This window comes from Pantoea sp. Mb-10, assembly GCF_021272205.1.
In the GTDB taxonomy this organism is placed as follows: Bacteria; Pseudomonadota; Gammaproteobacteria; order Enterobacterales; family Enterobacteriaceae; genus Pantoea.
The window spans coordinates 22,752-45,421 of the sequence record NZ_JAJSDX010000010.1 but is presented as its reverse complement, the minus strand read 5'-3'; the positions used below and the strand labels follow the sequence as shown (position 1 = coordinate 45,421).

The window sequence follows — 22,670 nt, the reverse complement described above, 5'->3', positions numbered from 1 at the left end:
ATAAGCAGAGTCATACATGACAAAAATGACAGACATACAAATCAAGGCATGGATCAGGGCTGACGAACGCTTCGAAGCAAGGTCGGCTGGAAACGGCCTATATATCTGTTTTCCAAAGAAGTATGCTGCTCCATTCTGGCGTTTTCGTTACCGTTTCTCTGGAAAACAGCGAGTAATGGGCATCGGTTCCTATGCTGAACTATCACTAGCAAGAGCGCGGGAGACAGCTAAGGAACTCTCTGCACGTGTGGCATTGGGTTATGACGTAGCCGGAGAGAAGCAAGAACGTAAAGCTGACGCCCTCAAAAAAATAGAGTCTGAAAAACACGCACTTCGGGTTTCCCAATTAGCTAGCGAATATTTTGAACGCCAGATACTTAAACGCTGGAAGAACCCCGACATACTGCGCCGCCGCATCGAAAAAGATATAAATCCAAACATAGGCAACCTGCGAATAGAGGACGTTCGCCCTTATCATATTGATGATATGTTGCAAAAGATCCTTCTACGAGGAGCGCCTACCGTTGCCAATGACGTTCTCAGGTGGACTCGACGGATCTTTGATTACGGAATTAAGCGGCACATGCTGGCTGCTAATCCAGCAAGTGCATTTGACATCTCTGATGCAGGAGGGCAAGAACAAAGCCGCGAGCGCTGGTTAAGTCGGGATGAACTGGTACAGCTCTTTAAGGTAATGCCTTTAACCAAAGGATTTTCCCGTCAGAATGAACTAACTGTGAAGCTCATTCTAGCCCTCTGCTGCCGAAAGATGGAATTATGTGGTGCTAAATGGTCAGAATTTGATCTGGACGAAGGCATCTGGCATTTGCCTGCTGAACGCGTTAAAAACGGCGATGGCATTGATATCCCACTGGCTGTATCCGTTGTTGGCTGGCTTAAAGAATTGCACATCATGTCCGGCAACAGTGAATGGGTTCTTCCGGCAAGAAAAATGCAACACCGTATGATTCCTCATATTCAGGAAAGTACCCTACCTGTAGCGTTAGCTAAAATAAGATCAAACATGCCGGACGTGCCAAATTTCACGATTCATGACTTTAGACGAACGGCCCGCTCTCATTTAGCTGCGCTGGGCGTAGACCCGGTGATAGCAGAGCGTTGCTTAAACCACAAAATAAAAGGCGTTGAAGGTATATACAACAGATACCAATATTTCGAAGAACGAAAGAAAGCCCTTACACTATGGGCAGAGTTACTTTCCATCCTCGAAAAGGGGGAAGACTACAACGTAAAACCAATAAGACAAGCAATCGCATAATATCTTACCTATATATAAAAAATTCTCTGGCCTAAGAAATATCAGGCCAGAGAATTAAACCTAAACTATTTATTGTTTCCGATAATCCCCATCAAATGAGCCTATCGCTGTTACTCCACAGTAATTTTCACACTTGTCAGTAATAACCTTCATTGTGCCATTTTTTTGTTCACTAATAACTCTTGCGCATGTACTGGATTGATCATTATATACCCATCGATTGCGTAGCCCTTTCTCTGCACCAATTGATATAGCTTTACCTTCAATCTCACAGACACCATATCCGTCTCCATGAGAAGCATTGATGCTAAATTTCGCAAGATCTGACTCCGGAGATATAGAAAGGATACCATTACGTTTTTTATAATCGTCAGCATGAACAGCCGTACCGATTGTCAGCAAAGATAGTATAATAAGTTTTTTCATGGCTCACTTTTAGCAATAGTTATTAACCTTTAACACCATTAGCCATAAAAACACCTACAGCTACTGAATAAAATGCATTGAAAATTATTGCCTCATCCTTAGGATCAGACGCGGCAGTGATGCCGTCATTATCAACAAGCCCTTTCAAAAAATATTCATCTCCCTCTTTATAAAGTGCAAAACCTGCTGACGGACGGCCAGCTAACTTCACCAAAAAGCCGACATATTTACCGTCTTTAATAACCTTTAACGATTGTAGATTTGGGAGATCATAAAGCACAGCGATAAATTACTTCACAGTAGAAAATCTGCCGAAGTTATGAACCCAACTTGGACGTGTATAAACGATTGAATTAAGTTGACTGGCAGAAAATCCCAAGCCAGAAATTTCACTTTCATGCTTTAAGGATAAATAATATAAGGCTCCTTCAATAGTCCTTCCTTCATCCTGAGAAGACGACGCCTCAACAATGTTTGGTAAACCAGTACGATCAGGAGACGAATAAGCAACGTTGCCATAAACCATCAGAGGTATAACAAATATTTTTACGATAGATAAACCTTTCATATTTTCCTCTTACAATAATCATATGTCATTTTTTAAATTTACTGCTCAGAAATTCCAATTAAGAGACATCAAATTTGAGTTAAATCCTCTTTTTGAGGATGCTCAGACCGGAGTGGTGAGTTAATCAGCGTCAGGTAATCCATAAATGAGTAAAAGTAACTTTATAGTCCATTACAGATGTTCATGCAAGAGTAAAACGCCAGCAAAATGTCATTTATAGACATTAATAGTGAAAATGAGGCGGGAGAATGGCGAAGCTTGCATCCGAAGTTACTGATAAGCTGGTTGGTCAACGTATCCAGATGCGCAGAAAAGAACTTGGCATGACTGCGCAGCAATTAGCCGAGTATGCGGATATTTCCCAGCAACAACTTTCACGTTATGAAAGAGGGACTAATAAAATTAATGTCGCACATCTGGTAAATATCTCTATAAAAATGAATACGCCAATTGGTTGGTTTTTCATTGGTTGCTTTGATGAAAGCTCCTCTGGAAATAACGAACAACCAGAATTTGTTCCAGTAAAAGATGTAGATCTAAAGAATAGGTTTGAACAAGTTTGGCCTCGTTTAACACATGAACAACGCCGAGTTTTGATCTTGTTTTTGGATGAATACACATGATTAATTTATCTTTCAAGGGACTTTTTAGACAGCAATATGTTTTCTATGAAACTATATATTTTGTTTCGATAAAATAAATATAATTCTGAGTTGGTTCATTAAAATCACAATTTACGCGTCAGCCCAATACTGTAAAGTTGCCATTCATATTCTCAAGTCTTTCTCTGAGAACAGCATAAGAAAGCTGTTCTCATGATCAGCCAAACTCGTCTTCTTCGATCAGTTCACACAAAACTTTCACATGGAAAACACGACATTTTCCGCCACTAAACTTGTGTTTTGAAACCCAGAAATTCCGAAACTTTTCGGCGTTTGAAACATCCCGCCGCAGAATTTCCGTTTTGAAACCCAAAAAATTCCGAAACTTTTTCAGAGTTTGAAACTTCTTCCTCGGAAATTAAAACCATAAAAACTCATTTATTTCAGCATGTTACGCAATATCGTTTGGTTGATCTACAAAACTGTAAATCGAGATGGTATCAATCCGATGCGTTTTAATGTGGATTCAAACGATGTCGAATCAACGCTTAATCAAAGTGAAAACCGTTCTGGAACTATGCGCAATTTCACGTGCAACGCTCTACCGACAAATCGAAGCAGGTGCGTTTCCTCGGCAAGTCAGCCTAACCGGAGCACGCGCAGTTGCATGGCGAGAAGAGGAGGTTTTGGAGTGGATAACAAGCCGTCAGATAGTGGATTCAATGTAATCTAATCATTACAGGGTACAAATAGCTTTATCTGATTTCCCCTCTAATAGCACGCTATATACCACCTATCTAGAACCTATGTATTTAGATACATTCATAGCTATAACCCATTTACAAAGGAAATATCCTGTATGGAAGCCTATATGCTTTTAAACATCAAGAACATCGAAACAAGACCTTCTATTAATGTAGGAAAGAGTTATCACAAACATAAATTAAAGATAAGAATAGACAAAGCTACTCTTGTTAGTAGTTTTACTAATAAGAAGGAGAAAATTAAAATACACTCAGCACTCAGAAGCTGCAATAAATCCCAAAACAATAAATACGCCATAACTCATACTAAACCAAAGGAAGGCTATCCGTATAAGAAAGCAATCAGCATTATAAGCAGAGAAAAGATCCCAAGTATGCTATTGCATATCGCCTACTCCCCTGTAAATAAAAACACAGGAAGTATAAGATTTGATTTTAGGCCACAACATGTTAACGATAGTGAATTTAAAGAACTTATAAAATGGATGGAATCAAAATTTGGAAAAGAGATTCTTAAAATAATAAGCAGATCTTGGATTACACAGATAGATGTGGCATTGGATATTTATGACTGTAAATTGAATGATTATTTGTGGTCGCTAAAAAATGCAGGAGTATCTGAATATTTTCATCATAGAAATGGATTGCCCGGTCTGAGATTGGGAAGCGTAAGGTCAAAAATAAATATACTATGCTATGAAAAAATATACATAAGAAGGAAGGAGTTTTCCTCTTTGCAAACTGAAAATGGATTATTGGGAGTTAAAAGTAAAAATCACAAATACTTGTTAAGAGTTGAAGCTCGCTTTAAGCCAAAGACAATATTACAAGGTAAAAAAGGAAAACCACTTTCACTAAAAGAAATAGCCTCTATGGACAACCCATTCTTACGGTTAATGATTTATAGTAATCAGATGCAAGAAAACCTAATTAACAAAAAATATCTTCCATATAAAATAAAGACTAACAATGTAATCGTCATCAAGAATAAAATGAAAAAAAGCTCTAAACTCTCTCGGCACTCTCTCGCGGTGATCGAGAAAAACGAAATTGATTTGATTGATCAAGATGAAATGTGGGGAAAATGGGAATTATGTACTAGAAAATTTGAATGCTTAATAAATAAATACTGATGTATATTCGTGCGAATTTGGTCTAACAGGTATTGTAATTCAAATATAATAAAAATTGGTAGCCTGGTTAAAGCGACTATCTGCTGTCCACTTTAAGGTTACTCCATAAATTTAGAAGTAGGTCTTTAAAATAAGATGGAAGAATCCTGCATGGTGGTTAGAGTGTAATGAGTAATGATGTTTCACTGAGCCTTAACGTTAATAAATAAGCGCCCAATTGGGCGCTTATAAATCAAGCAAGATAAGGACGATCTTTACTGGCATCAAATAGATCTAAGAAAAAGGAATCGCCTATCCGAATATTAGAACCAATCTTCACATTGGTTGAATTATTACAGAAGAAGTCGAAATGATATCTGGGATGCACTCTACCATTAACGTTTACTGGATCATCATCAAACCTAAAATATCCATGATCTAATAATAGCAATGCCGAGATTGCATCAGAATAATTTATAGCCAGTTGCATATCCCTATCAAAGTTATCGCACAAGTCTACAGCTATTGCCTCATGAGAAAAGAAACCATTTTCACATGTTGTTATTACATTCCTGCATCTAGATATGAACTCTGCATTAACTGCTAAACCATAAGCATCATAGTTAAAACAGATATTTTCCTCGAATTCAATAACCTGAAAAGGAAGATTCATCGTAAAAAAACCGTCTGGCTTTCTTATAAGTATTCTCTTATGAGTTCCAGTGGTTATCAACAAATCAAAATCATTTGATTCTCTGTTCCAAGAACTATGGCAAGTATTCACTATTTCCGCAGTGACAAGAAGGTTTTCCAAATTAGAAAACGCATCTCTCACAGGGCGGAACTTGTCAAAATATTCGCCCGGTATATCTCTGAACAAATAATGACTCATAGTTTCTTATTCCTTTCGTATTCTATCTCGATCAGGCCTTTTATATAATCCGCATCAACATCATCATCCTCTGAAATAATTCTTTCTACTCTATCAATTATTTTAGCAATTAACCGAGGAGTCGATTTCTTGTCTGAGCAATAGCCTTTTACCAGTTTAGATATAGAGATTGACTCATCCAGAACAATGAAATCTTTTTGATTTATTATTTCTTGTTCAGACGGTAGCCTTACATCCATATAATTATTGTTTTTTAGAAACTCTAATCCTTGAAGAATAGTGGGAATCGATGGATTTTCTTTGTCGTTGTTCAAAACCAAATGACTCTCAAGAAATGAGCGAGCCATCATGGTATACAGCGCATTTCGGAAATTAGATCTCTTTACCAACTTCATGGCGAAACAAATTACAAATGGAAATTCTAAGCCTTTTGCATTATTTATATTTGAAATAAACAGTTTTCCATCTTGTTTTGCTTTTGTTTCATGTGAAATGTTGGAATCCCAACCAAGTTGCTGCTTAACCTTTGACTTTAAAGACTGTATGTGATCATAAATATAACCGCCTGAATCAAGGAAGATAACAGCTATATCACCTTGTTCTAAAGACGGATTTCGAGATTTTATATCTTTTATTATTTCAATTATTTTTTCCGGGCCATTATCTGTCCCTTCCAGCAAATGAAGAGCAGTGCTTTTATAATCTTTTGGAATATCTTCAAAGCGTCTTAGTGGATCTCTGGATAACTCGACTCTATTACCTACTTTATTGTATTTATACCCGCAGGAATCCCATTCAGTCTCCTTTAACCATCTCAAAACTGGCTCTTCATAAAGCCCCATCCCTAAGGCATGGGAAAACATCAAATTTTTGGGGTCTGTACGATAACATTTTTTAAGAACTATATCGGCTCGATTTACGTTATCGTTGATCGGCATGAAAATGTTTTGGAAAACGTCGCCTGCTACATACAATTTTTTAGATGTGACCATTTCACAGAGGTCAATGAAGCTTTGTGGGAAGTCCTGACTCTCATCGATAAATACATAATCAAGCGCCTTCTTAGCCGAACGCCCACTATTATTTATGTCGACAATTGCTTTCTTACATAGAGAATCAAAATCCCCGTTTCCAAAACCACCGAATGGAATTTCATAAAAATGACATATATATCTGTACATTCCAGAGAAGGGATCCCTAGTCAAACCCCAAGAGTTGAAGCAAAAAAGCTTTGTACCCCATTCAATCTGTTTTTCAACTCGCATAAAATCGAAAAACTCTGGAATCCTAGTTCTCATTGTGGAGGCAAGTATTTTATTAAAACATGTGAATGCAATTTTAGATTCTGGGTTTTTAGAATAAATTTCTTTTAATTTATGCAAGAGTAGTTCAGTCTTACCTGAGCCTGCTAGCCCTTGGATTACGCTTTTTTTCCCAAATCCACTCTGAAAAACAAATTTGGTTTGATCAGTATCAAAAAGAATAATTTTAGACTTAATGGTATCTAATAGATTGTTTGCTTCAAGGTTTATTCTAGAAGTGTCATTAATACTTCCTACGATCAGTGAGATTATTAGGTCAATGACCCTGCTTTCCTTAGTTTCTACCTCTAATTTGCTGAAATCCAAATCATCCATAGGAAGTGAATCGAATAGGCTCTGCCATGATTTTTTTCTGCCAATTTTTTCTCTGTATTTAAATTTCTCAGCTAAAAAAGAGACATCTTCCAGAAAGTCCTCCTGATACTCTTCAAAGAGATCAGAATCATTACCTATATCTATGAAAAAGGGTTTTATACCAGAGGAAAACACCGCAATTGCCTGATCGTAGTCATATTTCACATCCTCATTTGATAAGGGTCTGCAAAGAATGTAGGTCTGTTTTTTATACTGATCAGCATAATTATTGATAAGTACATCGACCCCAGAACTTTGAGCAAGAGCTAATGCATCTTGAGAGTAAAAACAGTAGCTGGACATAAAATTTCCTTTTAAGATATCTGAATACACATCGTATGACCAGCTCCCCAACGATTCCCACAGACTGATGTTAGCAACATCAGCTATGGTATAAAGCTGCCAGTCAGATTAGATTTGGCTCTGCCTCATAGTTCTGTTAGGCCAAATCTTAGATAAGATAATTAATACAACTATAAAAAGCCCGTCACGAGAAAATTTTTTATTAAAAATTGAATGGAACAACCACATCATCATAGATGTCAGGAGTGGTTTCTTTATACTCCATACCTGTAACACTCGCCAACAATATGGGTTTAACCCCTAATTTATCGGCCATCATTTCAAATGTTATACCTAACTGCTCTTTCATAACAATGATACTTTCTTTCAGTATATGAGGCTCTTCCATTTGGAGAATATCATCAAACTTCTCTTGTCGCGCTTGCCTCGTTTGGCTAAACCAGACATTAGCACTTCTATATTGTTGTGCATTAATAAAGCCTAAAAAATGAGCTCTATATATTATTGCTTTTGCACTCACCTTCCATCTGACTTTTAATTCGTATACTTTTTTCCAATTAATAGAGCCATCGAAATTCAAGCATGCAGGAAACTCACTAGCAAATGATTTCCTTGGAAATAAAAAGGCGCTCGCAAAAGCATCTGCTTCTCTTTCCGTTTGTTTACAACCTGTTTCTATCCCATCATGCATTACCAAATGACCACATTCGTGAGCCAAATCGAATCTCATTCTGCAAACACTTTCCTTGGCTGTATTCCTTATTACTATTGGATATTTTCTATTTACAGATAGAGCATCAACTTTATCGGACACACCATCGAAACAAGTAACAATAGCCCCTTGATTTTCCAAAACATTAACCATATTGTCGATCGGAGCATCAGCTGATAAATTCCACCTGAGGCGTGCTCCCTCTGCAATCTTTTCTATTATGGGGGGAGTAAGTTCCTTAATTTTTGTATTATCGATTAAGTTAAAGCCATTTTGAGGCATATCCAAATGCTCATTCAACTCAACCACTAGCTGCTCAAGCACGGTGCTATATGCCTGCACCCGCTCTTTTACTCCCACTGGCGTTGTTTGTCTCTTCCGAAAATGACATTGCTCCGGCTTCACATCTCCAGACATAGGCATACCAAAAAAGCTAGGGGATACTTGAAGATATTCTGCCAAAGCGTTTCTGACATCCATCGAAGGAGCCCTTGCATCGCTTTCATACTGGTGTATACCCTGCCTGGAAACAGATACAGCATCACCTAGCTCTTGAAGAGTTACTCCTTTGAGCAAACGAGCCAGCCTTAATTTTTCACCATAGAAATCTAAATACATACCTTACTGACCATTATCTTCGCCATCATTCTCTGCTTTTTTGTCTTTCTTTTTGACCGAGACTGATGCTTTTTTCGTTTCAACTGGCTGAGGCAATTCACTCATGGCAGGGCCAAAAGCAGGAACCCGCTCATCAAGAGGAATTTCCCAACACGAAATCTGCTGTCCTTCAAGGAAACCGACAAACGTCACACGCTCAACGTATCGCATTTCATCCAATTCGATAGCAAAAAACCAAAGTACAGCAGCAGCATCACCGACTTCTGGCTCAAGCCATGACATTTGCCTTAATGCTTCAATAGAGGGAATTAGCCTTCTTTCTTCGGGGCAGCCAGGCTTACCTCTATAAAGTCTTACAGGGACGGATTGAATCGAAAAAGTGAATCGACCATCAGGTTTCACAATTCCCAACCAAGGCCAATTTTTACTATCCTTAACCGCACGAATGATGCGTGATCGTGAACACTCATAAGCCCTCATGCCAGTACCACGGGCCGTATCACCTATGTCGTCATCATGCCGATCAATTACATCATCCCTAACGTCTCTAATCAGAGAGGCTAGCTGTTTCAAGCGATCAGCTGTTAGTACAGAGTTGAGTTCCCAAGGTTGCTTCATTCGAAAATGTTCCTCTTTCACAGGACAGATGCAGGTTTGAGGTAAGAAGGTGTGACAAGGGCAATAATCCTGCACTTTTCTAATTTTGTCAAGCAATGACAGAAAAGTAAAACCCGTGTGAACTTGTCAATTTCTGCTCATAACCAATCCTTCAAATTCAGGTGTACTTAAGAGTGTACGTAATCACTAATCAACAAAAATAAAAGCAATAGAAATCAATAGAAAAAACCTTAACTCAACATTCAGATTCAATCGAGTAACACCCTATCAAGAAGCCCCACTCGGGGCTTTTTTACCCTCATCACCCTCTTACTGCCCTTCATAGACCATATTTTTGTCTTTGCAATGTAAAGGAAGTGACAGATGTGATGTATGAATGTGTCATTTCTTGAGCAACCATGCCTTGTGCGCTTCTCGTTCAAACGAAGCAAATTTAATTAATCCATTGAAATTATTTAGATAAAATTGGATTTTCAGCGCTATCAGGGGCGCAAAGCCGCCGCATCCATCAAATTGATTAATCCTAAAGAGTGTGGAGATTGTCACTCATCAGCGGCACTTTTTGCTAAAATGCGGGTCGTAATTGATACAGTTGTACCGCTCCGGGATCTCAGGGATTTGCTTCTTGCGCGTTACAGTAACTCATGACCTGAAGGCGCTATGAAAAAAACCGGACAATTTTGTTCCCACCTGCTGCATCCACGCTATTGGTTTACCTGGTTTGGCTTGGGCATCCTGTGGCTGCTGGTACAGCTTCCCTACCCTGTATTGATCAAACTGGGCGCGTCGGCGGGTAAACTGTCACGCCATTTCCTGAAACGCCGTGAGCGCATTACGTGCCGCAACATTGAACTCTGCTTCCCGAATATCAGCGATGAGAAGAAAGAGGCGATGATCGCCGCGAACTTTGAATCGCTGGGCATGGCGCTGGCAGAAACGGGCATCGCCTGGTTCTGGTCCGATGCGAGCGTGCGCCGCCTGTTTAATGTCAACGGTATGCGCAATTTGCAAAACGCCCAAAACCAGCAGCGTGGCGTGATGGTGATTGGCGTGCACTTTATGTCGCTGGAGCTGGGCGGCCGAATTACCGGGCTGTGTCAGCCGATGATGGCCATGTACCGCCCGCATAACAACCAAGCCATGGAGTGGGCGCAAACCCGCGGCCGGATGCGATCCAACAAGGCGATGATCGATCGTCGCGATCTGCGCGGCATGGTGCAGGCGCTTAAGCAGGGCGAAGCCGTCTGGTTCGCACCCGATCAGGATTACGGCCCGAAAGGCAGCACTTTCGCGCCGCTGTTTGCGGTGGAAAAAGCCGCGACCACCAACGGCACCTTCGTGCTGTCTCGCCTGGCGAAACCCGCCATGCTGACCATCGTTCTGATTCGCAATGTGCGTAAAGACGGTTATCAGTTGATTATCCAACCGGAGCTGGAAGGCTATCCTCATCATGATGAGTCAGCCGCGGCGGCTTACATGAACAGAGTGATCGAGCTGGAAATCCTGCGCGCACCGGAGCAGTATCTCTGGCTGCATCGCCGCTTTAAAACGCGTCCACCCGGTGAAGCCTCGCTTTACGTCTAAATCCCGTCTTTCCTGAGCAGCGGTATCGTTTGAAACCGCTGCTGCACCACACTTCCTTCATTCGCGCATAGGCAGCGAGTCTGGCTTCCGCTAAGGTGAAATGCCGTGCTGATTGCGCGCTGCGTCGCACACACTTAACAGGAGGCCTCATGCTGCCATGCCAGACCGTAACGCTAACCGTGCCTCGCCACTGGTTAGATTTGTATGAAACCATTTGGAAACCCGAATATTTTGCCAAATGGGCAAGCGGCCTTTGCACTGGCACGCTGTCGCAGGAGGGCAACTACTGGAAAACAACAGGGCCCGAAGGCAGCCAAAAAATTCGTTTTACGCCTTATAACCCTTATGGCGTCATGGATCACTGGATTACCACCGGCAGCAGCGGGCGAGAAATTTATATGCCTATGCGGGTGATTGCGAATGAGCAGGGCGCAGAGATTGTCATGGTGGTGTATCAACAACCGTTCATGTCCGACACCAAGTTCGCCGAGAGCATCGCGTGGGTTAAACGCGATCTTGAACAGCTACTTCATTACTTAACACATTAAAAACAATAGGTTATGCAGCAAGCCCACCTCAATCTTGCTGTGGCTGCGTTTGGCTAAAAAAGTGCGTTTTTTTTCATGACGGTCATTAACCGTTCAATTCACTTTTTTAGGATTTTATCGTCAAAGCGCCGATATGGCTTAACCATCCCGGCTGGGAAAAATCCTGGCCGCACACCGCGCCTTCCCCATCACGATCTCTGATTTTATACGCTTTTTTAATTTTCTTGAGGGGGATTTTTATAGCGATAATCATAAAGCATTAAAAAAAACATAATTAGAGCATGCAATTTTTAAAGTTTTATGATGAATACTCTGAAACCATTTATTACTGCTAAAAATTTATCGGAATTTTCTCATGGTGTTAATATAATTAAAACGAGGTATAAATCTTCCACACACAGCAATTACCTATAATAACAACACCAGGGAATGACATGGATCGCTCAGCATATGCTTTATTATCAGAAAATGAATTTGTTGAGCTCGCCGCAAGGATACAGGCTGGAAAATATAATAATCAAAAAGGATTTTATCATGACCTGGCGAATTTCCTCCGAGTAGGAGGAGATTTCGCTCAGGTGAACAGAAAAAACAGCACCGGGGATATTTATTTTTATCCGCAGCACCATTTAATCCAGGCCATTGAGAGCTGGGAATCGTTCAAAGGTATATCTGGCCTGCGACAAGCGGCATTGCATTAACTCTTGGGATGCCAGGTCTTGGCCAGGCAACAGTTTTACAGCTGGGGTGCACGTATTAAGGCGAGTAGAATATGGCGATAAAAGAAAAAAACATAGCCCGGATAAACGGTTCACTTTTATCCTCGATTAAAATTATTGGCATTGGCGTATTACAGCTTACACTACTGGCACAATTAGTTCAGGCTAATGAGATTAACTTACTCGCCATTACTATTATTACATTATTGGTTATTGATGCACTGTCTGACTTCGGATTTAACAATATCATTATACGCAATACTGAACTAAATAATGCAGATCACTCAATATTGTACTGGGGGAATGTTTTAACCGGCGCATTACTCTTCTCGCTACTTTTTATCAGTGGCGATATTGCTAGCCGCTCAGTCAGCCAGCCTCAGCTTGCTATGATGCTAGAAATGATCTCCGTCGTCTTTATTATCATTCCGCAAGGGCAGCATTATCGCGCTATCTTGCAGCGCGAGAAGCAGGTTTCACGTATTGCCATTGTGGAAATGACCTCAGTGCTCATGGGACTGGGTGTGACGCTTTTTACCGTATGGTTAACCCCATCCGTACTCTGTGCCATCTGGGGCTATCTCGCCATGGCATCGATAAGAATGCTGATGTTTTGCTACTACGGGCGCGCCTGGTTTCAGCCAGCATTCCGTTTTAGCTTCACGCGTTTCGCGCAGTTGCGAGCAAGAAAGGGATAATAAAAACAAAGCTGTATGGTGGGCTCTGGGCACCGTAAAGGTGCATTCGCGTGCTGATCGCCAGCACGCTTTTTTCTTTTCACACTGCCGCGATCGTGGCATCCGATAATCGAGATTTCGCCTCAGGCCGCATGCGTAGCCAGCTGACAATCATCCGCAACTCATCAATCAGCATCAATAAATCCACCATTTCGTGCCGCGTTTTGATGTGCAACGCGGCCAGTGCCTGCATTTTACATGCGTTGATGGTCTTTGTGCTGACGGCCATGTGCCTGGCAATCTGCACAATGCTGCATCCCCATGCCTGCATCAAAAGCGCCTGAAGGGCCCGGTCTGACAGCATGATATCTACCGTTGATGCCGCGCGCGCGCTTTTCGGCGCACCCAGGCATGCCTTTATTCGGTTGATAATAGCCTTGTGCGGCGACTTTAAATCCATGACGCTGAACTGAGGCAAATACTGACCGACGCCGTTAAACAGCGGAACCAGGCGCCGCGTCAAAAGCAAAACATGCATTGATGGATAGCGCTGCTGTAGGGTAAAGAACGCATTCAACGTACCGGTTAGCAGCATGTTTTCATGAAAAATACAGATGAATAACCGGGGATGACGTTTACCGCATTCCGCGATCGCTTCACTGAACGACCACTGTTGGTAAGCAGAATAGTCAGATGCACACGCCTCCAACACGCCTTGCAGGCCCAACGCGGCCAGCTTATCGGAGGAGTAAAACATAATGTGTTGCGGATGCATTAGCATAACGGCCCATTCCTGCGGCTTGGAGAGACAAAAAAGGTTTAGTCTGGTCATTCTGACTTCAATCAGAGACGACACGGGCGCGGGCGCACTTAAATGGAGACGCAAACGGTTTTATTGCTTCCGCCATTGCTCTCCTGGCGCGTTAACTCCTTCAGGCATGGGCCTTCCCAAGCTTAATGCTCACGGCGGGCCGCGTTTTGCCTGACTAAGTAAATCGCAGTGGTTTAACCGCCTAAAAGGCATTAGTCTTTGCGCCACACTGCGGGGGGTTTCTATGTTATTAACCGTTCTCTATATTTTGGGTATCACCGCTGAAGCCATGACCGGCGCCTTGGCTGCGGGCAGAAGAAAAATGGATCTGTTCGGGGTCATTATTATTGCCTCCGTCACGGCGATTGGCGGGGGGTCGGTGCGCGACATTCTGCTTGGGCACTATCCGCTTGGCTGGGTCAAGCACCCGGAATACATCATGATTGTGGCCGCCGCCGCAGTGGTAACCACCTTTGTTGCGCCATTGATGAATCATCTGCGTAAGGTCTTTTTAGTGCTGGATGCGCTCGGCCTCGTGGTGTTTTCGATTATCGGCGCGCAGGTGGCACTGGATTCGGGTCATGCTGCAATCATTGCCGCCATTGCGGCCGTCATCACGGGCGTTTTTGGTGGCGTGTTACGCGATATGTTTTGCAACCGTATTCCCCTGGTGTTCCAGAAAGAGCTCTATGCAGGTATCGCCTTCGCGTCTGGCTGGCTGTATATCCTGCTGTTAAAAACGCCGATGCCCCATGAAGCGGTGGTCATCGTCACCTTACTGTTTGGTTTCATTGCCCGGCTGCTGGCGCTGCGCTTTCGCCTCGGCTTGCCTATTTTCAACTATCCCCATCCCGAGCATTGAAGGCGCGGCCGGCACCGCTTGCTGCTGCAAAAATGTGATTAGCTGCCGCAGCTCGGCATGCTGGAGCATCGCAACGATGCGCAGCGCTAACACGCGGCCGATGCCCGGCAGCTGCTGCCACTCCTCCACCGTTCGTGTGAGTAACGCAGGCCAAGCGCTATCGGGTAAAGCCTGCAGCGCGCGACGCGGCAGCGGCAGACCCAGCGCAACCAGCCAGCGGCGCAGCGGCTGCTGGCGCGTCAGATTAAAACGATGCCAGATAGTGTGTGCCCGCTCTGCGCTAATTCCACTGACTTCAGCAATTTGCTGAGGCGTTAACCGCAGCCAGGAAAAAAGATGATCGATACCGCCGCCATCGAGTAAACGCTGCCAAGTACTGCGCTGCACACCCGCAATATTTAGCACCGATTTTTGGCTCAATGCGCTCAAGCGCGATAAAAACTGCGTGCGGCATGCAGCGGTGAGATGCAGACAAGATACGCTGGTAAACGCGTCTTCTTGTGGGGCAAGCGGATACTCGCGCTCCACCACTCGCCAGATCACCCTTTCTAACCGAGGGATACCCAGGCCGGCCAGCGCAAGCGTTACCTGATCGCCTGCAATCACATCAAGTTCACGCCAGCGCCGCAGCGATCCAATATTCACTCGCCGCACGGTTTTATCTTCAATCTGAACCGGCACGACATTCAGTACCACCGCAATTTTACCCGTGCGTCCCACATTAAAACTCACTGACATGACTTCGCTGCTGACTTCCACAGGTTGGTATTTCCAGGCAGCCGACCAATTTCCCTGACCGGGCTGCCAGTCTCGGCCTGCCAGAGAGGGTGTCTGGTGAATCACCACGCCGTCGCTTACAAACGGCAGGGAAGCGTGAAACCAGCGATTGCGCCATTGCGCCACCTCTTCTTCGTTTTGCACGGGATGACTCCAGCGCGCCGTCAGATCGAATCCCCACGCGCTAAGCTGTTGCAGTCGGTCATGCATTCGCGCGGGGCCCTCTGGCCATGACCAGATAAATACGCCCAGCTGCGGCAGTAACGGACCTGGCTGCTGGCGCATCATGGCGCCTGCCACTTTTGCGCGCGCATTTTGACCGCCGTCGCGGGCCTGTTGATGATCGGTCACCTTGAGAAAAAGTTCGCCTTGTAACACGACGTCATGCCGATCGGTCGCGATCTGCTTGGGAATGGCGGGGATAAAGCGGGCACGGCTAAACCACTCTTCGCCCCGCATACCATCGCCACGGCTGATCAAGGAAATAAGTTTGCCCTGCCGATAGTGCAGCGTCACCGCCACGCCATCCACTTTGGGCTGCACCCACAGCTCGGTTTTGTCCTGCATCCAATAGGCCACCGCGAGTTTATCGCGCAGTTTGCGCACGCCCGTATGCGCAACGGGGTGCGGCGTACTGCCATCCGTGGTGGGCTGGGCAGCATACATTGCATCAGGTGTGAAACAGCGCTGCCACTGCATCAAACGCTGTTGCAGCGTGTCGTAATCTGCATCGCTTACCGCGCTAATCCCTTGCCGATAATATGCGTCATCCCAATGACGCAGCTGCTGCTGGAGCTGCTCGATCTCTTGCGCGGCGCGCGCTGGCGCCCAGCCGGGGCACAGTGGCTCGGCGAGACAGGCCATTGATAACAAGCCGCAGCAAAGCACAACGAATCCTTTCATACTGGCTCTCCCTTTTGCCGCTATTAACGGAAAAAACCGTCCGTTGAGCCAGCGGAAAAGGGCACTTTCTGAAGCGGTGTTCCGCTTTTATTTCCCCGTTTACCGTCATGCAAAACCTGAACATGAACGGCCGCGCAGAAAAAGAATGCATCTGGCATGCGGGCAAACGCTGCGTCAGGCTGCCAAGCCGTGTATACTTTGCCCGATATCTTTCCGCTCTTTATTCAACGCAAGATAACCATGGCTCAAGGCACGCTTTTTATTGTTTCCGCCCCCAGCGGCGCGGGAAAATCCAGCCTGATTCAGGCACTGTTAAAGACACAGCCGTTATACGACATGCAAGTGTCTGTTTCACATACCACCCGCAGCGTGCGTCCCGGCGAAGCACATGGTGAGCACTACTTTTTTGTCTCGCGGCCTGAATTTGAACAGATGATTGCCGAAGGTGACTTCCTCGAACACGCAGAAGTGTTCGGCAACTATTACGGCACGTCGCGCGCCGCCATTGAGCAGGTACTGTCGACCGGCGTTGATGTTTTTCTGGATATCGACTGGCAGGGCGCGCAGCAAATTCGTCAAAAAATGCCGACGTCACGCAGCATTTTTGTTCTGCCGCCGTCCACCGAAGAGCTGGATCGCCGCCTGCGCGGTCGCGGTCAGGATAGCGAAGAGATCATTGCCCGCCGCATGGCACAGGCCGTCGCGGAAATGAGTCATTACGCCGAGTATGATTATCTGATTGTGAATGATGATTTCGACCTGGCGCTATCCGATCTCAAAACCATTATTCGCGCAGAACGTCTGCGTATGAGTCGCCAAAAATCGCGACATGACGCTTTAATCAGCAAACTATTGGCAGTCTGAAGACTCTTTCAGTATTATGCCCAGTCATTTCTTCATCATCTGTGGAGTAGCACACCTATGGCACGCGTAACCGTTCAGGACGCAGTAGAGAAAATTGGTAACCGTTTTGACCTGGTGTTGGTCGCTGCACGTCGTGCACGTCAGATGCAGGTAGGCGGAAAAGATCCGCTGGTTCCCGAAGAGAACGACAAGGCCACCGTTATCGCCCTGCGCGAAATCGAAGAAGGTCTGATCACCAACAAGATTCTGGATGTTCGTGATCGTCAGGAACAGCAAGAGCAGGAAGCCGCGGAGTTACAGGCCGTTACCGCTATCGCTGAAGGTCGTCGTTAACAGCACTCTGCAGGTCAACCTTGTATCTGTTTGAAAGCCTTAATCAGCTGATTGAAAAATACTTGCCTGAGGAGCAGATCAAGCGCCTCAAGCAAGCCTATCTTGTTGCGCGTGATGCCCACGAGGGACAAACACGCTCCAGCGGCGAGCCTTATATTACCCATCCAGTCGCCGTTGCCTGCATCCTGGCCGAGATGAAACTCGACCATGAAACGCTGATGGCGGCGCTGCTGCATGATGTGATTGAAGATACGCCCGCAACTTACCAGGACATGGAACAGCTGTTTGGTAAAAGCGTTGCTGAACTGGTGGAGGGGGTTTCAAAGCTTGATAAGCTGAAATTCCGCGACAAAAAAGAAGCGCAGGCTGAAAACTTCCGCAAAATGATCATGGCAATGGTGCAGGATATTCGCGTCATTCTGATCAAACTGGCTGACCGCACGCACAATATGCGCACGCTCGGCGCGCTGCGCCCTGATAAAAAGCGGCGCATTGCGCTTGAAACGCTGGAGATTTACAGTCCTCTGGCGCACCGCCTGGGTATTCATCACCTTAAAACTGAACTGGAAGAGCTTGGCTTTGAAGCGCTCTATCCTAACCGTTTCCGCGTCATCAAAGAGGTGGTGAAAGCCGCGCGCGGTAATCGCAAAGAGATGATTCAAAAAATCCTCGCGGAAATTGACGGACGCCTGCAAGAGGCCGGCATCCCGTGTCGCGTCAGCGGCCGTGAAAAGCATCTCTATTCGATCTACCGCAAAATGCATCTCAAAGAGCAGCGATTTCACTCGATCATGGATATCTACGCCTTCCGCGTCATCGTGAAGGATCTGGATACCTGCTATCGCGTACTCGGCCAGATGCACAGCCTTTACAAGCCGCGTCCAGGACGGGTGAAAGATTATATCGCCATCCCCAAGGCAAACGGCTATCAGTCGCTGCACACCTCGATGATTGGCCCGCATGGCGTGCCGGTTGAGGTGCAGATTCGTACCGAAGATATGGATCAGATGGCGGAGATGGGTGTCGCGGCGCACTGGGCGTATAAAGAAGCCGGTGAAAGCGGTACCACGGCGCAGATCCGCGCCCAGCGCTGGCTGCAAAGCCTGCTGGAATTGCAGCAGAGCGCCGGCAGCTCCTTTGAATTTATTGAAAGCGTGAAATCCGATCTTTTCCCCGATGAGATTTATGTGTTCACGCCAGAAGGCCGCATTGTCGAACTGCCTGCGGGCGCCACACCGGTTGATTTTGCGTATGCTGTGCATACCGACATTGGCCATGCGTGCGTCGGCGCACGCGTTGATCGTCAGCCCTATCCGCTCTCTCAGCCGCTGACCAGCGGACAAACCATTGAAATCATTACCGCCCCGGGCGCACGTCCCAATGCGGCATGGCTCAACTTTGTGGTCAGCTCTAAAGCGCGCGCTAAAATTCGTCAGCTGCTGAAAAACCTCAAGCGGGAAGATTCCGTCAATTTGGGCCGCCGCCTGTTAAGCCATGCGCTCGGTGGCAGCAAGAAGCTGGCGGAAATCCCTGCGGAAAATATCCAGCAAGAGCTGGAGCGCATGAAGCTCACCAGCTTCGACGACCTGCTGGCGGAAATTGGCCTCGGCAACGCCATGAGCGTGGTCGTCGCCAAAAACCTGCTGCAATCAGGCAGTGACGCACCGCAGAGCGGCAGCAAACGCAAGAAATTGCCGATCAAAGGCGCAGACGGCGTCCTGATCACCTTCGCAAAATGCTGTCGTCCCATTCCCGGCGATCCGATTGTTGCCCACGTCAGTCCGGGCAAAGGGCTGGTGGTGCACCATGAATCCTGCCGCAATATTCGTGGCTACCAGAAAGAGCCTGAAAAATTCATGCCGGTGGAGTGGGATAAAGTCACTGAGCTGGAGTTTGTCGCCGAAATTAAGGTCGACATGTTCAATCATCAGGGCGCGCTGGCCAATCTCACGGCCGCGATCAACACCGCCAGTTCGAATATTCAAAGCCTCAATACCGAAGAGCGCGATGGACGCGTATACAGCGCCTTTATCCGGCTCACCGCAAATGACCGCGTCCATCTGGCGAACATCATGCGAAAAATTCGCGTCATGCCGGATGTGATTAAAGTTCACCGTAACCGTAATTAGTGCATGAACGCTCAACGCTTTGCTCGTATTCAGGAGATGCTGGCCCTGCGCCAGCACGATCTTACCGTCTGCATGGAACAGGTCCACAAGCCGCATAACGTCTCTGCGGTGATCCGCACGGCGGATGCCGTCGGCATCCACGAAGTGCATGCGGTCTGGCCCAGCGTGCGGATGCGCACCATGGTGTCGGCGTCCGCGGGCAGCAATAGCTGGGTGAAGGTCAAAACGCATCGTCATATCGCCGAGGCGGTTCGCCATTTAAAGGATAGCGGTATGCAGGTGCTGGCGACCCATCTCTCCGACAAGGCCGTTGATTTTCGCGCGATCGACTATACCCGCCCCACCTGTATTCTCATGGGTCAGGAAAAAACCGGCATCACGGCGGAAGCCCTGGCGCTCGCCGATCAGGACATCATTATTCCGATGGTTGGGATGGTGCAGTCGCTGAATGTGTCCGTTGCCTCGGCGCTGATCCTGTATGAAGCGCAGCGCCAACGACAGAACGCAGGCATGTATCAGCGCAAACACAGTTTACTTGACCACGAGGAGCAGCAGCGTCTGCTGTTTGAGGGTGGCTATCCGGTGCTGGCGCGCGTCGCCAAACAGAAAGGATTACCCTATCCTTTCATCAATGACCAGGGCGCGGTTGAAGCCGATGCCGACTGGTGGGCCACTTTGCAAGCCACAGGTAAAAAATGAAAGGACGTCTGCTGGATGCCATTCCGCTCAGTACCCTGACCGGCGTCGGCGCCAGTCAGGCGGGTAAGCTGGCCAAGCTGGGGCTATTTACCATTCAGGATTTACTGCTGCACCTTCCCCTGCGCTACGAAGATCGTACCCAACTTCATAAAATTAATGACCTGCTGCCGGGCATCTGGACCACGGTGGAAGGCGATGTCTTGCAGAGCGACATTACCTTTGGCCGTCGCCGCATGCTGGTATGTCAGATCAGCGACGGCAGCGGCGTGCTGACCCTGCGCTTCTTTAACTTCAATGCCGGCATGAAAAACAGCCTGGCGCCGGGACGCCGCGTAACGGCCTATGGCGAAATCAAACGCGGCCAGCGCGGCGCGGAGATCATTCATCCCGAGTTCCGCGTGCAGGGTGAGCATGGCGGCGTAGAGTTGCAGGAAACCCTTACGCCGGTTTACCCCACCACGGAAGGCATTCGTCAGGCCACGCTGCGCAATCTCACCGACCAGGCACTGACGCTGCTGGAAAGCGGGGCGATCGCCGAGCTGCTGCCGCCGGAGCTAAGCGGCGGACTGATGAGCCTGCCCGATGCCCTGCGGACGCTGCACCGTCCACCGCCGGATCTGCGCTTGAGCGAACTGGAAACGGGCCGTCATCCCGCGCAAAAGCGTCTGATTCTGGAAGAGCTGCTGGCGCACAATCTCAGCATGCTGGCGGTGCGTGCGGGCGCGCAGCGTCATCATGCGTTACCGCTGTCACCACGCCACGCGCTGGCCGATAAACTGCTGGCCGCGCTGCCGTTTTCACCTACGCAGGCCCAGCGGCGCGTCGTGGCGGAAATTGAACGCGATCTGGCAAATGATTTCCCGATGATGCGTCTGGTACAAGGCGACGTCGGCTCGGGAAAAACCCTGGTGGCGGCGCTGGCAGCGCTCAATGTGATCGCGCACGGTAAACAAGTCGCGCTGATGGCGCCCACCGAGTTACTGGCCGAGCAGCACGCCAACAACTTCCGCCAGTGGTTTGCCCCGCTGGGTATAGAAGTTGGCTGGCTGGCGGGCAAACAAAAAGGTAAAGCGCGTGAAGCGCAGCAGGCCGCCATCGCCAGCGGCCAGGTCGCGATGGTGGTCGGCACCCATGCGCTATTCCAGGAGCAGGTAAAATTCAACGGCATGGCGCTGGTGATCATTGATGAACAGCACCGCTTTGGCGTGCATCAGCGGCTGGCGCTGTGGGAAAAAGGCGAAGAGCAAGGGTTCCATCCTCATCAGCTCATCATGACCGCCACGCCGATTCCGCGCACGCTGGCCATGACGGCCTATGCCGATCTGGATACCTCCACCATTGATGAACTGCCGCCGGGACGAACGCCGGTCACCACGGTCGCCATCCCGGATACCCGCCGCAGTGAAATCATTGCGCGCGTGGAGCGTGCCTGCCAAGAGGGGCGTCAGGCTTACTGGGTCTGTACGCTGATTGAAGAGTCCGAGATGCTGGAAGCACAGGCGGCGGAAGCCAGTTGGGAAGAGCTCAAAGCCGCCCTGCCCGATTTGCAGGTGGGTCTGGTGCACGGGCGCATGAAACCCGCCGAAAAGCAGGCGGTGATGGCCGCCTTCAAAGCCAATGAGATTCAACTGCTGGTCGCCACGACGGTTATCGAGGTGGGCGTTGACGTGCCCAATGCCAGTCTGATGATTATTGAAAACCCCGAGCGGCTCGGCCTGGCGCAGCTCCATCAATTGCGCGGACGCGTAGGCCGCGGTGCCGTGGCTTCCCACTGCGTGCTGCTGTATAAATCACCGCTGAGTAAAACGGCCCAAAAACGTTTGCAGGTGCTGCGCGACAGTAACGACGGCTTTGTGATTGCGCAACATGACCTGGAAATCCGCGGACCAGGCGAACTTCTGGGCACGCGCCAGACCGGCAACGCTGAATTTAAAGTGGCAGATTTACTGCGCGATCAAAGCATGATCCCGGAAGTTCAACGCGTGGCACGCCATATCCACCAGCATTATCCCGAGCAAGCGCAGGCGTTGATCGAACGCTGGCTGCCGGAAACAGAGCGCTATAGCAACGCCTGATTCCCTCAGATCGCTTGGGCGCGCGGATCGGGTTATTTATCTGCCGCCGCGCCTCGCAGTGCAAACGATTGCTTTCACAACGCAACCGTTTAAAATCGCCTCTTTGTGTGATTGAGATC

Annotated in this window: 23 protein-coding genes; 14 read left to right on the top strand and 9 right to left on the bottom strand. The window is 47.2% G+C overall.

The features are described 5' to 3' along the window. Positions 1 to 16: 16 nt before the first annotated feature. Positions 17 to 1,279 (top strand): site-specific integrase, encoded by a 1,263-nt coding sequence (locus tag LU196_RS18260; RefSeq protein WP_232761372.1) that lies wholly within the window; start codon positions 17 to 19, stop codon positions 1,277 to 1,279. Between the two features lie 69 nt (positions 1,280 to 1,348). On the opposite strand, the gene LU196_RS18255 is transcribed toward LU196_RS18260, so the two are convergent. The 3 genes from LU196_RS18255 to LU196_RS18245 are packed head-to-tail and all read right to left on the bottom strand — an operon-like array spanning position 1,349 to position 2,273. Then, entirely contained in the window at positions 1,349 to 1,705 is a 357-nt protein-coding gene (locus LU196_RS18255) for an acyl-CoA dehydrogenase (protein WP_232761373.1), read from the bottom strand. Between the two features lie 22 nt (positions 1,706 to 1,727). Further along, entirely contained in the window at positions 1,728 to 1,985 is a 258-nt protein-coding gene (locus tag LU196_RS18250) for a hypothetical protein (RefSeq protein WP_232761374.1), read from the bottom strand. A gap of 9 nt (positions 1,986 to 1,994) precedes the next feature. Then, a complete protein-coding gene (locus tag LU196_RS18245) occupies positions 1,995 to 2,273 on the bottom strand; it encodes a hypothetical protein (RefSeq protein WP_232761375.1) in 279 nt (92 codons plus the stop codon). A 248-nt stretch (positions 2,274 to 2,521) separates the two neighbouring features. On the opposite strand from LU196_RS18245, the gene LU196_RS18240 reads away from it, so the two are divergent. From LU196_RS18240 to LU196_RS18230, 3 genes are all read left to right on the top strand, one after another. Next, positions 2,522 to 2,896, top strand: a complete 375-nt coding sequence (locus LU196_RS18240) for a helix-turn-helix domain-containing protein (RefSeq protein ID WP_232761376.1) — start codon at positions 2,522 to 2,524, stop codon at positions 2,894 to 2,896. A 473-nt stretch (positions 2,897 to 3,369) separates the two neighbouring features. Then, a complete protein-coding gene (locus tag LU196_RS18235; protein WP_370641020.1) occupies positions 3,370 to 3,603 on the top strand; it encodes a helix-turn-helix transcriptional regulator in 234 nt (77 codons plus the stop codon). A gap of 131 nt (positions 3,604 to 3,734) precedes the next feature. Further along, positions 3,735 to 4,772, top strand: coding sequence for a hypothetical protein (locus LU196_RS18230; protein WP_232761378.1), 1,038 nt, complete (start codon positions 3,735 to 3,737; stop codon positions 4,770 to 4,772). Between the two features lie 232 nt (positions 4,773 to 5,004). Here the strand turns inward: LU196_RS18230 and LU196_RS18225 are convergent, their stop codons facing one another. The 4 genes from LU196_RS18225 to LU196_RS18210 all read right to left on the bottom strand — a co-directional run bounded on the left by LU196_RS18225 (position 5,005) and on the right by LU196_RS18210 (position 9,570). Next, positions 5,005 to 5,643, bottom strand: coding sequence for a hypothetical protein (locus LU196_RS18225; RefSeq protein WP_232761379.1), 639 nt, complete (start codon positions 5,641 to 5,643; stop codon positions 5,005 to 5,007). After that, positions 5,640 to 7,622 carry a DEAD/DEAH box helicase gene (locus tag LU196_RS18220; protein WP_232761380.1) on the bottom strand — a complete coding sequence of 661 codons (1,983 nt, stop codon included), beginning with the start codon at positions 7,620 to 7,622 and terminating at the stop codon, positions 5,640 to 5,642. The genes LU196_RS18225 and LU196_RS18220 overlap by 4 nt, the downstream gene beginning before the upstream one ends. A gap of 202 nt (positions 7,623 to 7,824) precedes the next feature. Further along, entirely contained in the window at positions 7,825 to 8,952 is a 1,128-nt protein-coding gene (locus LU196_RS18215) for an ImmA/IrrE family metallo-endopeptidase (protein WP_232761381.1), read from the bottom strand. A gap of 3 nt (positions 8,953 to 8,955) precedes the next feature. Further along, positions 8,956 to 9,570 (bottom strand): hypothetical protein, encoded by a 615-nt coding sequence (locus tag LU196_RS18210; RefSeq protein WP_232761382.1) that lies wholly within the window; start codon positions 9,568 to 9,570, stop codon positions 8,956 to 8,958. A 660-nt stretch (positions 9,571 to 10,230) separates the two neighbouring features. Here LU196_RS18210 and lpxP point away from each other — a divergent pair. The 4 genes from lpxP to LU196_RS18190 all read left to right on the top strand — a co-directional run bounded on the left by lpxP (position 10,231) and on the right by LU196_RS18190 (position 13,119). Beyond that, positions 10,231 to 11,154, top strand: coding sequence for a kdo(2)-lipid IV(A) palmitoleoyltransferase (lpxP, locus tag LU196_RS18205; protein ID WP_232761383.1), 924 nt, complete (start codon positions 10,231 to 10,233; stop codon positions 11,152 to 11,154). 149 nt (positions 11,155 to 11,303) lie between these two features. After that, on the top strand, positions 11,304 to 11,702 hold the full coding sequence (locus LU196_RS18200; RefSeq protein ID WP_232761384.1) for a polyketide cyclase: 399 nt from the start codon (positions 11,304 to 11,306) through the stop codon (positions 11,700 to 11,702). A gap of 434 nt (positions 11,703 to 12,136) precedes the next feature. Then, the gene (locus LU196_RS18195; protein WP_232761385.1) at positions 12,137 to 12,403 is read left to right on the top strand and encodes a hypothetical protein; all 267 of its coding nucleotides are present in this window, start codon (positions 12,137 to 12,139) and stop codon (positions 12,401 to 12,403) included. Between the two features lie 71 nt (positions 12,404 to 12,474). Continuing rightward, positions 12,475 to 13,119 carry an oligosaccharide flippase family protein gene (locus tag LU196_RS18190; protein ID WP_232761386.1) on the top strand — a complete coding sequence of 215 codons (645 nt, stop codon included), beginning with the start codon at positions 12,475 to 12,477 and terminating at the stop codon, positions 13,117 to 13,119. A 79-nt stretch (positions 13,120 to 13,198) separates the two neighbouring features. Here the strand turns inward: LU196_RS18190 and LU196_RS18185 are convergent, their stop codons facing one another. Further along, positions 13,199 to 13,879 (bottom strand): DNA-binding response regulator, encoded by a 681-nt coding sequence (locus LU196_RS18185; protein WP_232761387.1) that lies wholly within the window; start codon positions 13,877 to 13,879, stop codon positions 13,199 to 13,201. 274 nt (positions 13,880 to 14,153) lie between these two features. On the opposite strand from LU196_RS18185, the gene LU196_RS18180 reads away from it, so the two are divergent. After that, complete coding sequence (locus LU196_RS18180) at positions 14,154 to 14,771, top strand: trimeric intracellular cation channel family protein (protein ID WP_232761388.1); 618 nt, start codon at positions 14,154 to 14,156, stop codon at positions 14,769 to 14,771. On the opposite strand, the gene ligB is transcribed toward LU196_RS18180, so the two are convergent. Next, on the bottom strand, positions 14,685 to 16,451 hold the full coding sequence (gene ligB / locus LU196_RS18175; RefSeq protein ID WP_232761389.1) for an NAD-dependent DNA ligase LigB: 1,767 nt from the start codon (positions 16,449 to 16,451) through the stop codon (positions 14,685 to 14,687). The two genes, LU196_RS18180 and ligB, sit on opposite strands and share 87 nt — an antisense overlap. A 240-nt stretch (positions 16,452 to 16,691) precedes the next feature. Between ligB and gmk the strand changes: the two genes are divergently transcribed. The 5 genes from gmk to recG are packed head-to-tail and all read left to right on the top strand — an operon-like array spanning position 16,692 to position 22,551. Then, positions 16,692 to 17,315 carry a guanylate kinase gene (gene gmk / locus LU196_RS18170; RefSeq protein ID WP_232761390.1) on the top strand — a complete coding sequence of 208 codons (624 nt, stop codon included), beginning with the start codon at positions 16,692 to 16,694 and terminating at the stop codon, positions 17,313 to 17,315. Between the two features lie 57 nt (positions 17,316 to 17,372). Beyond that, positions 17,373 to 17,648 (top strand): DNA-directed RNA polymerase subunit omega, encoded by a 276-nt coding sequence (rpoZ, locus tag LU196_RS18165; RefSeq protein WP_100702040.1) that lies wholly within the window; start codon positions 17,373 to 17,375, stop codon positions 17,646 to 17,648. A gap of 20 nt (positions 17,649 to 17,668) precedes the next feature. Continuing rightward, positions 17,669 to 19,777, top strand: coding sequence for a bifunctional GTP diphosphokinase/guanosine-3',5'-bis pyrophosphate 3'-pyrophosphohydrolase (gene spoT, locus LU196_RS18160; RefSeq protein ID WP_232761391.1), 2,109 nt, complete (start codon positions 17,669 to 17,671; stop codon positions 19,775 to 19,777). Positions 19,778 to 19,780: 3 nt separating this feature from the next. Then, a complete protein-coding gene (gene trmH / locus LU196_RS18155; RefSeq protein WP_232761392.1) occupies positions 19,781 to 20,476 on the top strand; it encodes a tRNA (guanosine(18)-2'-O)-methyltransferase TrmH in 696 nt (231 codons plus the stop codon). Next, positions 20,473 to 22,551, top strand: coding sequence for an ATP-dependent DNA helicase RecG (gene recG / locus LU196_RS18150; RefSeq protein WP_232761393.1), 2,079 nt, complete (start codon positions 20,473 to 20,475; stop codon positions 22,549 to 22,551). The genes trmH and recG overlap by 4 nt, the downstream gene beginning before the upstream one ends. Positions 22,552 to 22,670: the final 119 nt, after the last annotated feature.

Bases quoted from the DNA above. Each gene is read 5' to 3' on its own strand.
- trmH (WP_232761392.1), top strand. From the start codon at position 19,781: ATGAACGCTCAACGCTTTGCTCGTATTCAGGAGATGCTGGCCCTGCGC.
- LU196_RS18190 (WP_232761386.1), top strand. From the start codon at position 12,475: ATGGCGATAAAAGAAAAAAACATAGCCCGGATAAACGGTTCACTTTTA.
- rpoZ (WP_100702040.1), top strand. From the start codon at position 17,373: ATGGCACGCGTAACCGTTCAGGACGCAGTAGAGAAAATTGGTAACCGT.
- gmk (WP_232761390.1), top strand. From the start codon at position 16,692: ATGGCTCAAGGCACGCTTTTTATTGTTTCCGCCCCCAGCGGCGCGGGA.
- LU196_RS18245 (WP_232761375.1), bottom strand. From the start codon at position 2,273: ATGAAAGGTTTATCTATCGTAAAAATATTTGTTATACCTCTGATGGTT.
- LU196_RS18235 (WP_370641020.1), top strand. From the start codon at position 3,370: ATGGTATCAATCCGATGCGTTTTAATGTGGATTCAAACGATGTCGAAT.
- LU196_RS18230 (WP_232761378.1), top strand. From the start codon at position 3,735: ATGGAAGCCTATATGCTTTTAAACATCAAGAACATCGAAACAAGACCT.
- LU196_RS18185 (WP_232761387.1), bottom strand. From the start codon at position 13,879: ATGCTAATGCATCCGCAACACATTATGTTTTACTCCTCCGATAAGCTG.
- LU196_RS18255 (WP_232761373.1), bottom strand. From the start codon at position 1,705: ATGAAAAAACTTATTATACTATCTTTGCTGACAATCGGTACGGCTGTT.
- lpxP (WP_232761383.1), top strand. From the start codon at position 10,231: ATGAAAAAAACCGGACAATTTTGTTCCCACCTGCTGCATCCACGCTAT.
- LU196_RS18215 (WP_232761381.1), bottom strand. From the start codon at position 8,952: ATGTATTTAGATTTCTATGGTGAAAAATTAAGGCTGGCTCGTTTGCTC.
- LU196_RS18210 (WP_232761382.1), bottom strand. From the start codon at position 9,570: ATGAAGCAACCTTGGGAACTCAACTCTGTACTAACAGCTGATCGCTTG.
- recG (WP_232761393.1), top strand. From the start codon at position 20,473: ATGAAAGGACGTCTGCTGGATGCCATTCCGCTCAGTACCCTGACCGGC.
- LU196_RS18225 (WP_232761379.1), bottom strand. From the start codon at position 5,643: ATGAGTCATTATTTGTTCAGAGATATACCGGGCGAATATTTTGACAAG.
- LU196_RS18180 (WP_232761388.1), top strand. From the start codon at position 14,154: ATGTTATTAACCGTTCTCTATATTTTGGGTATCACCGCTGAAGCCATG.
- LU196_RS18195 (WP_232761385.1), top strand. From the start codon at position 12,137: ATGGATCGCTCAGCATATGCTTTATTATCAGAAAATGAATTTGTTGAG.
- LU196_RS18240 (WP_232761376.1), top strand. From the start codon at position 2,522: ATGGCGAAGCTTGCATCCGAAGTTACTGATAAGCTGGTTGGTCAACGT.
- ligB (WP_232761389.1), bottom strand. From the start codon at position 16,451: ATGAAAGGATTCGTTGTGCTTTGCTGCGGCTTGTTATCAATGGCCTGT.
- LU196_RS18260 (WP_232761372.1), top strand. From the start codon at position 17: ATGACAAAAATGACAGACATACAAATCAAGGCATGGATCAGGGCTGAC.
- LU196_RS18200 (WP_232761384.1), top strand. From the start codon at position 11,304: ATGCTGCCATGCCAGACCGTAACGCTAACCGTGCCTCGCCACTGGTTA.
- LU196_RS18220 (WP_232761380.1), bottom strand. From the start codon at position 7,622: ATGTCCAGCTACTGTTTTTACTCTCAAGATGCATTAGCTCTTGCTCAA.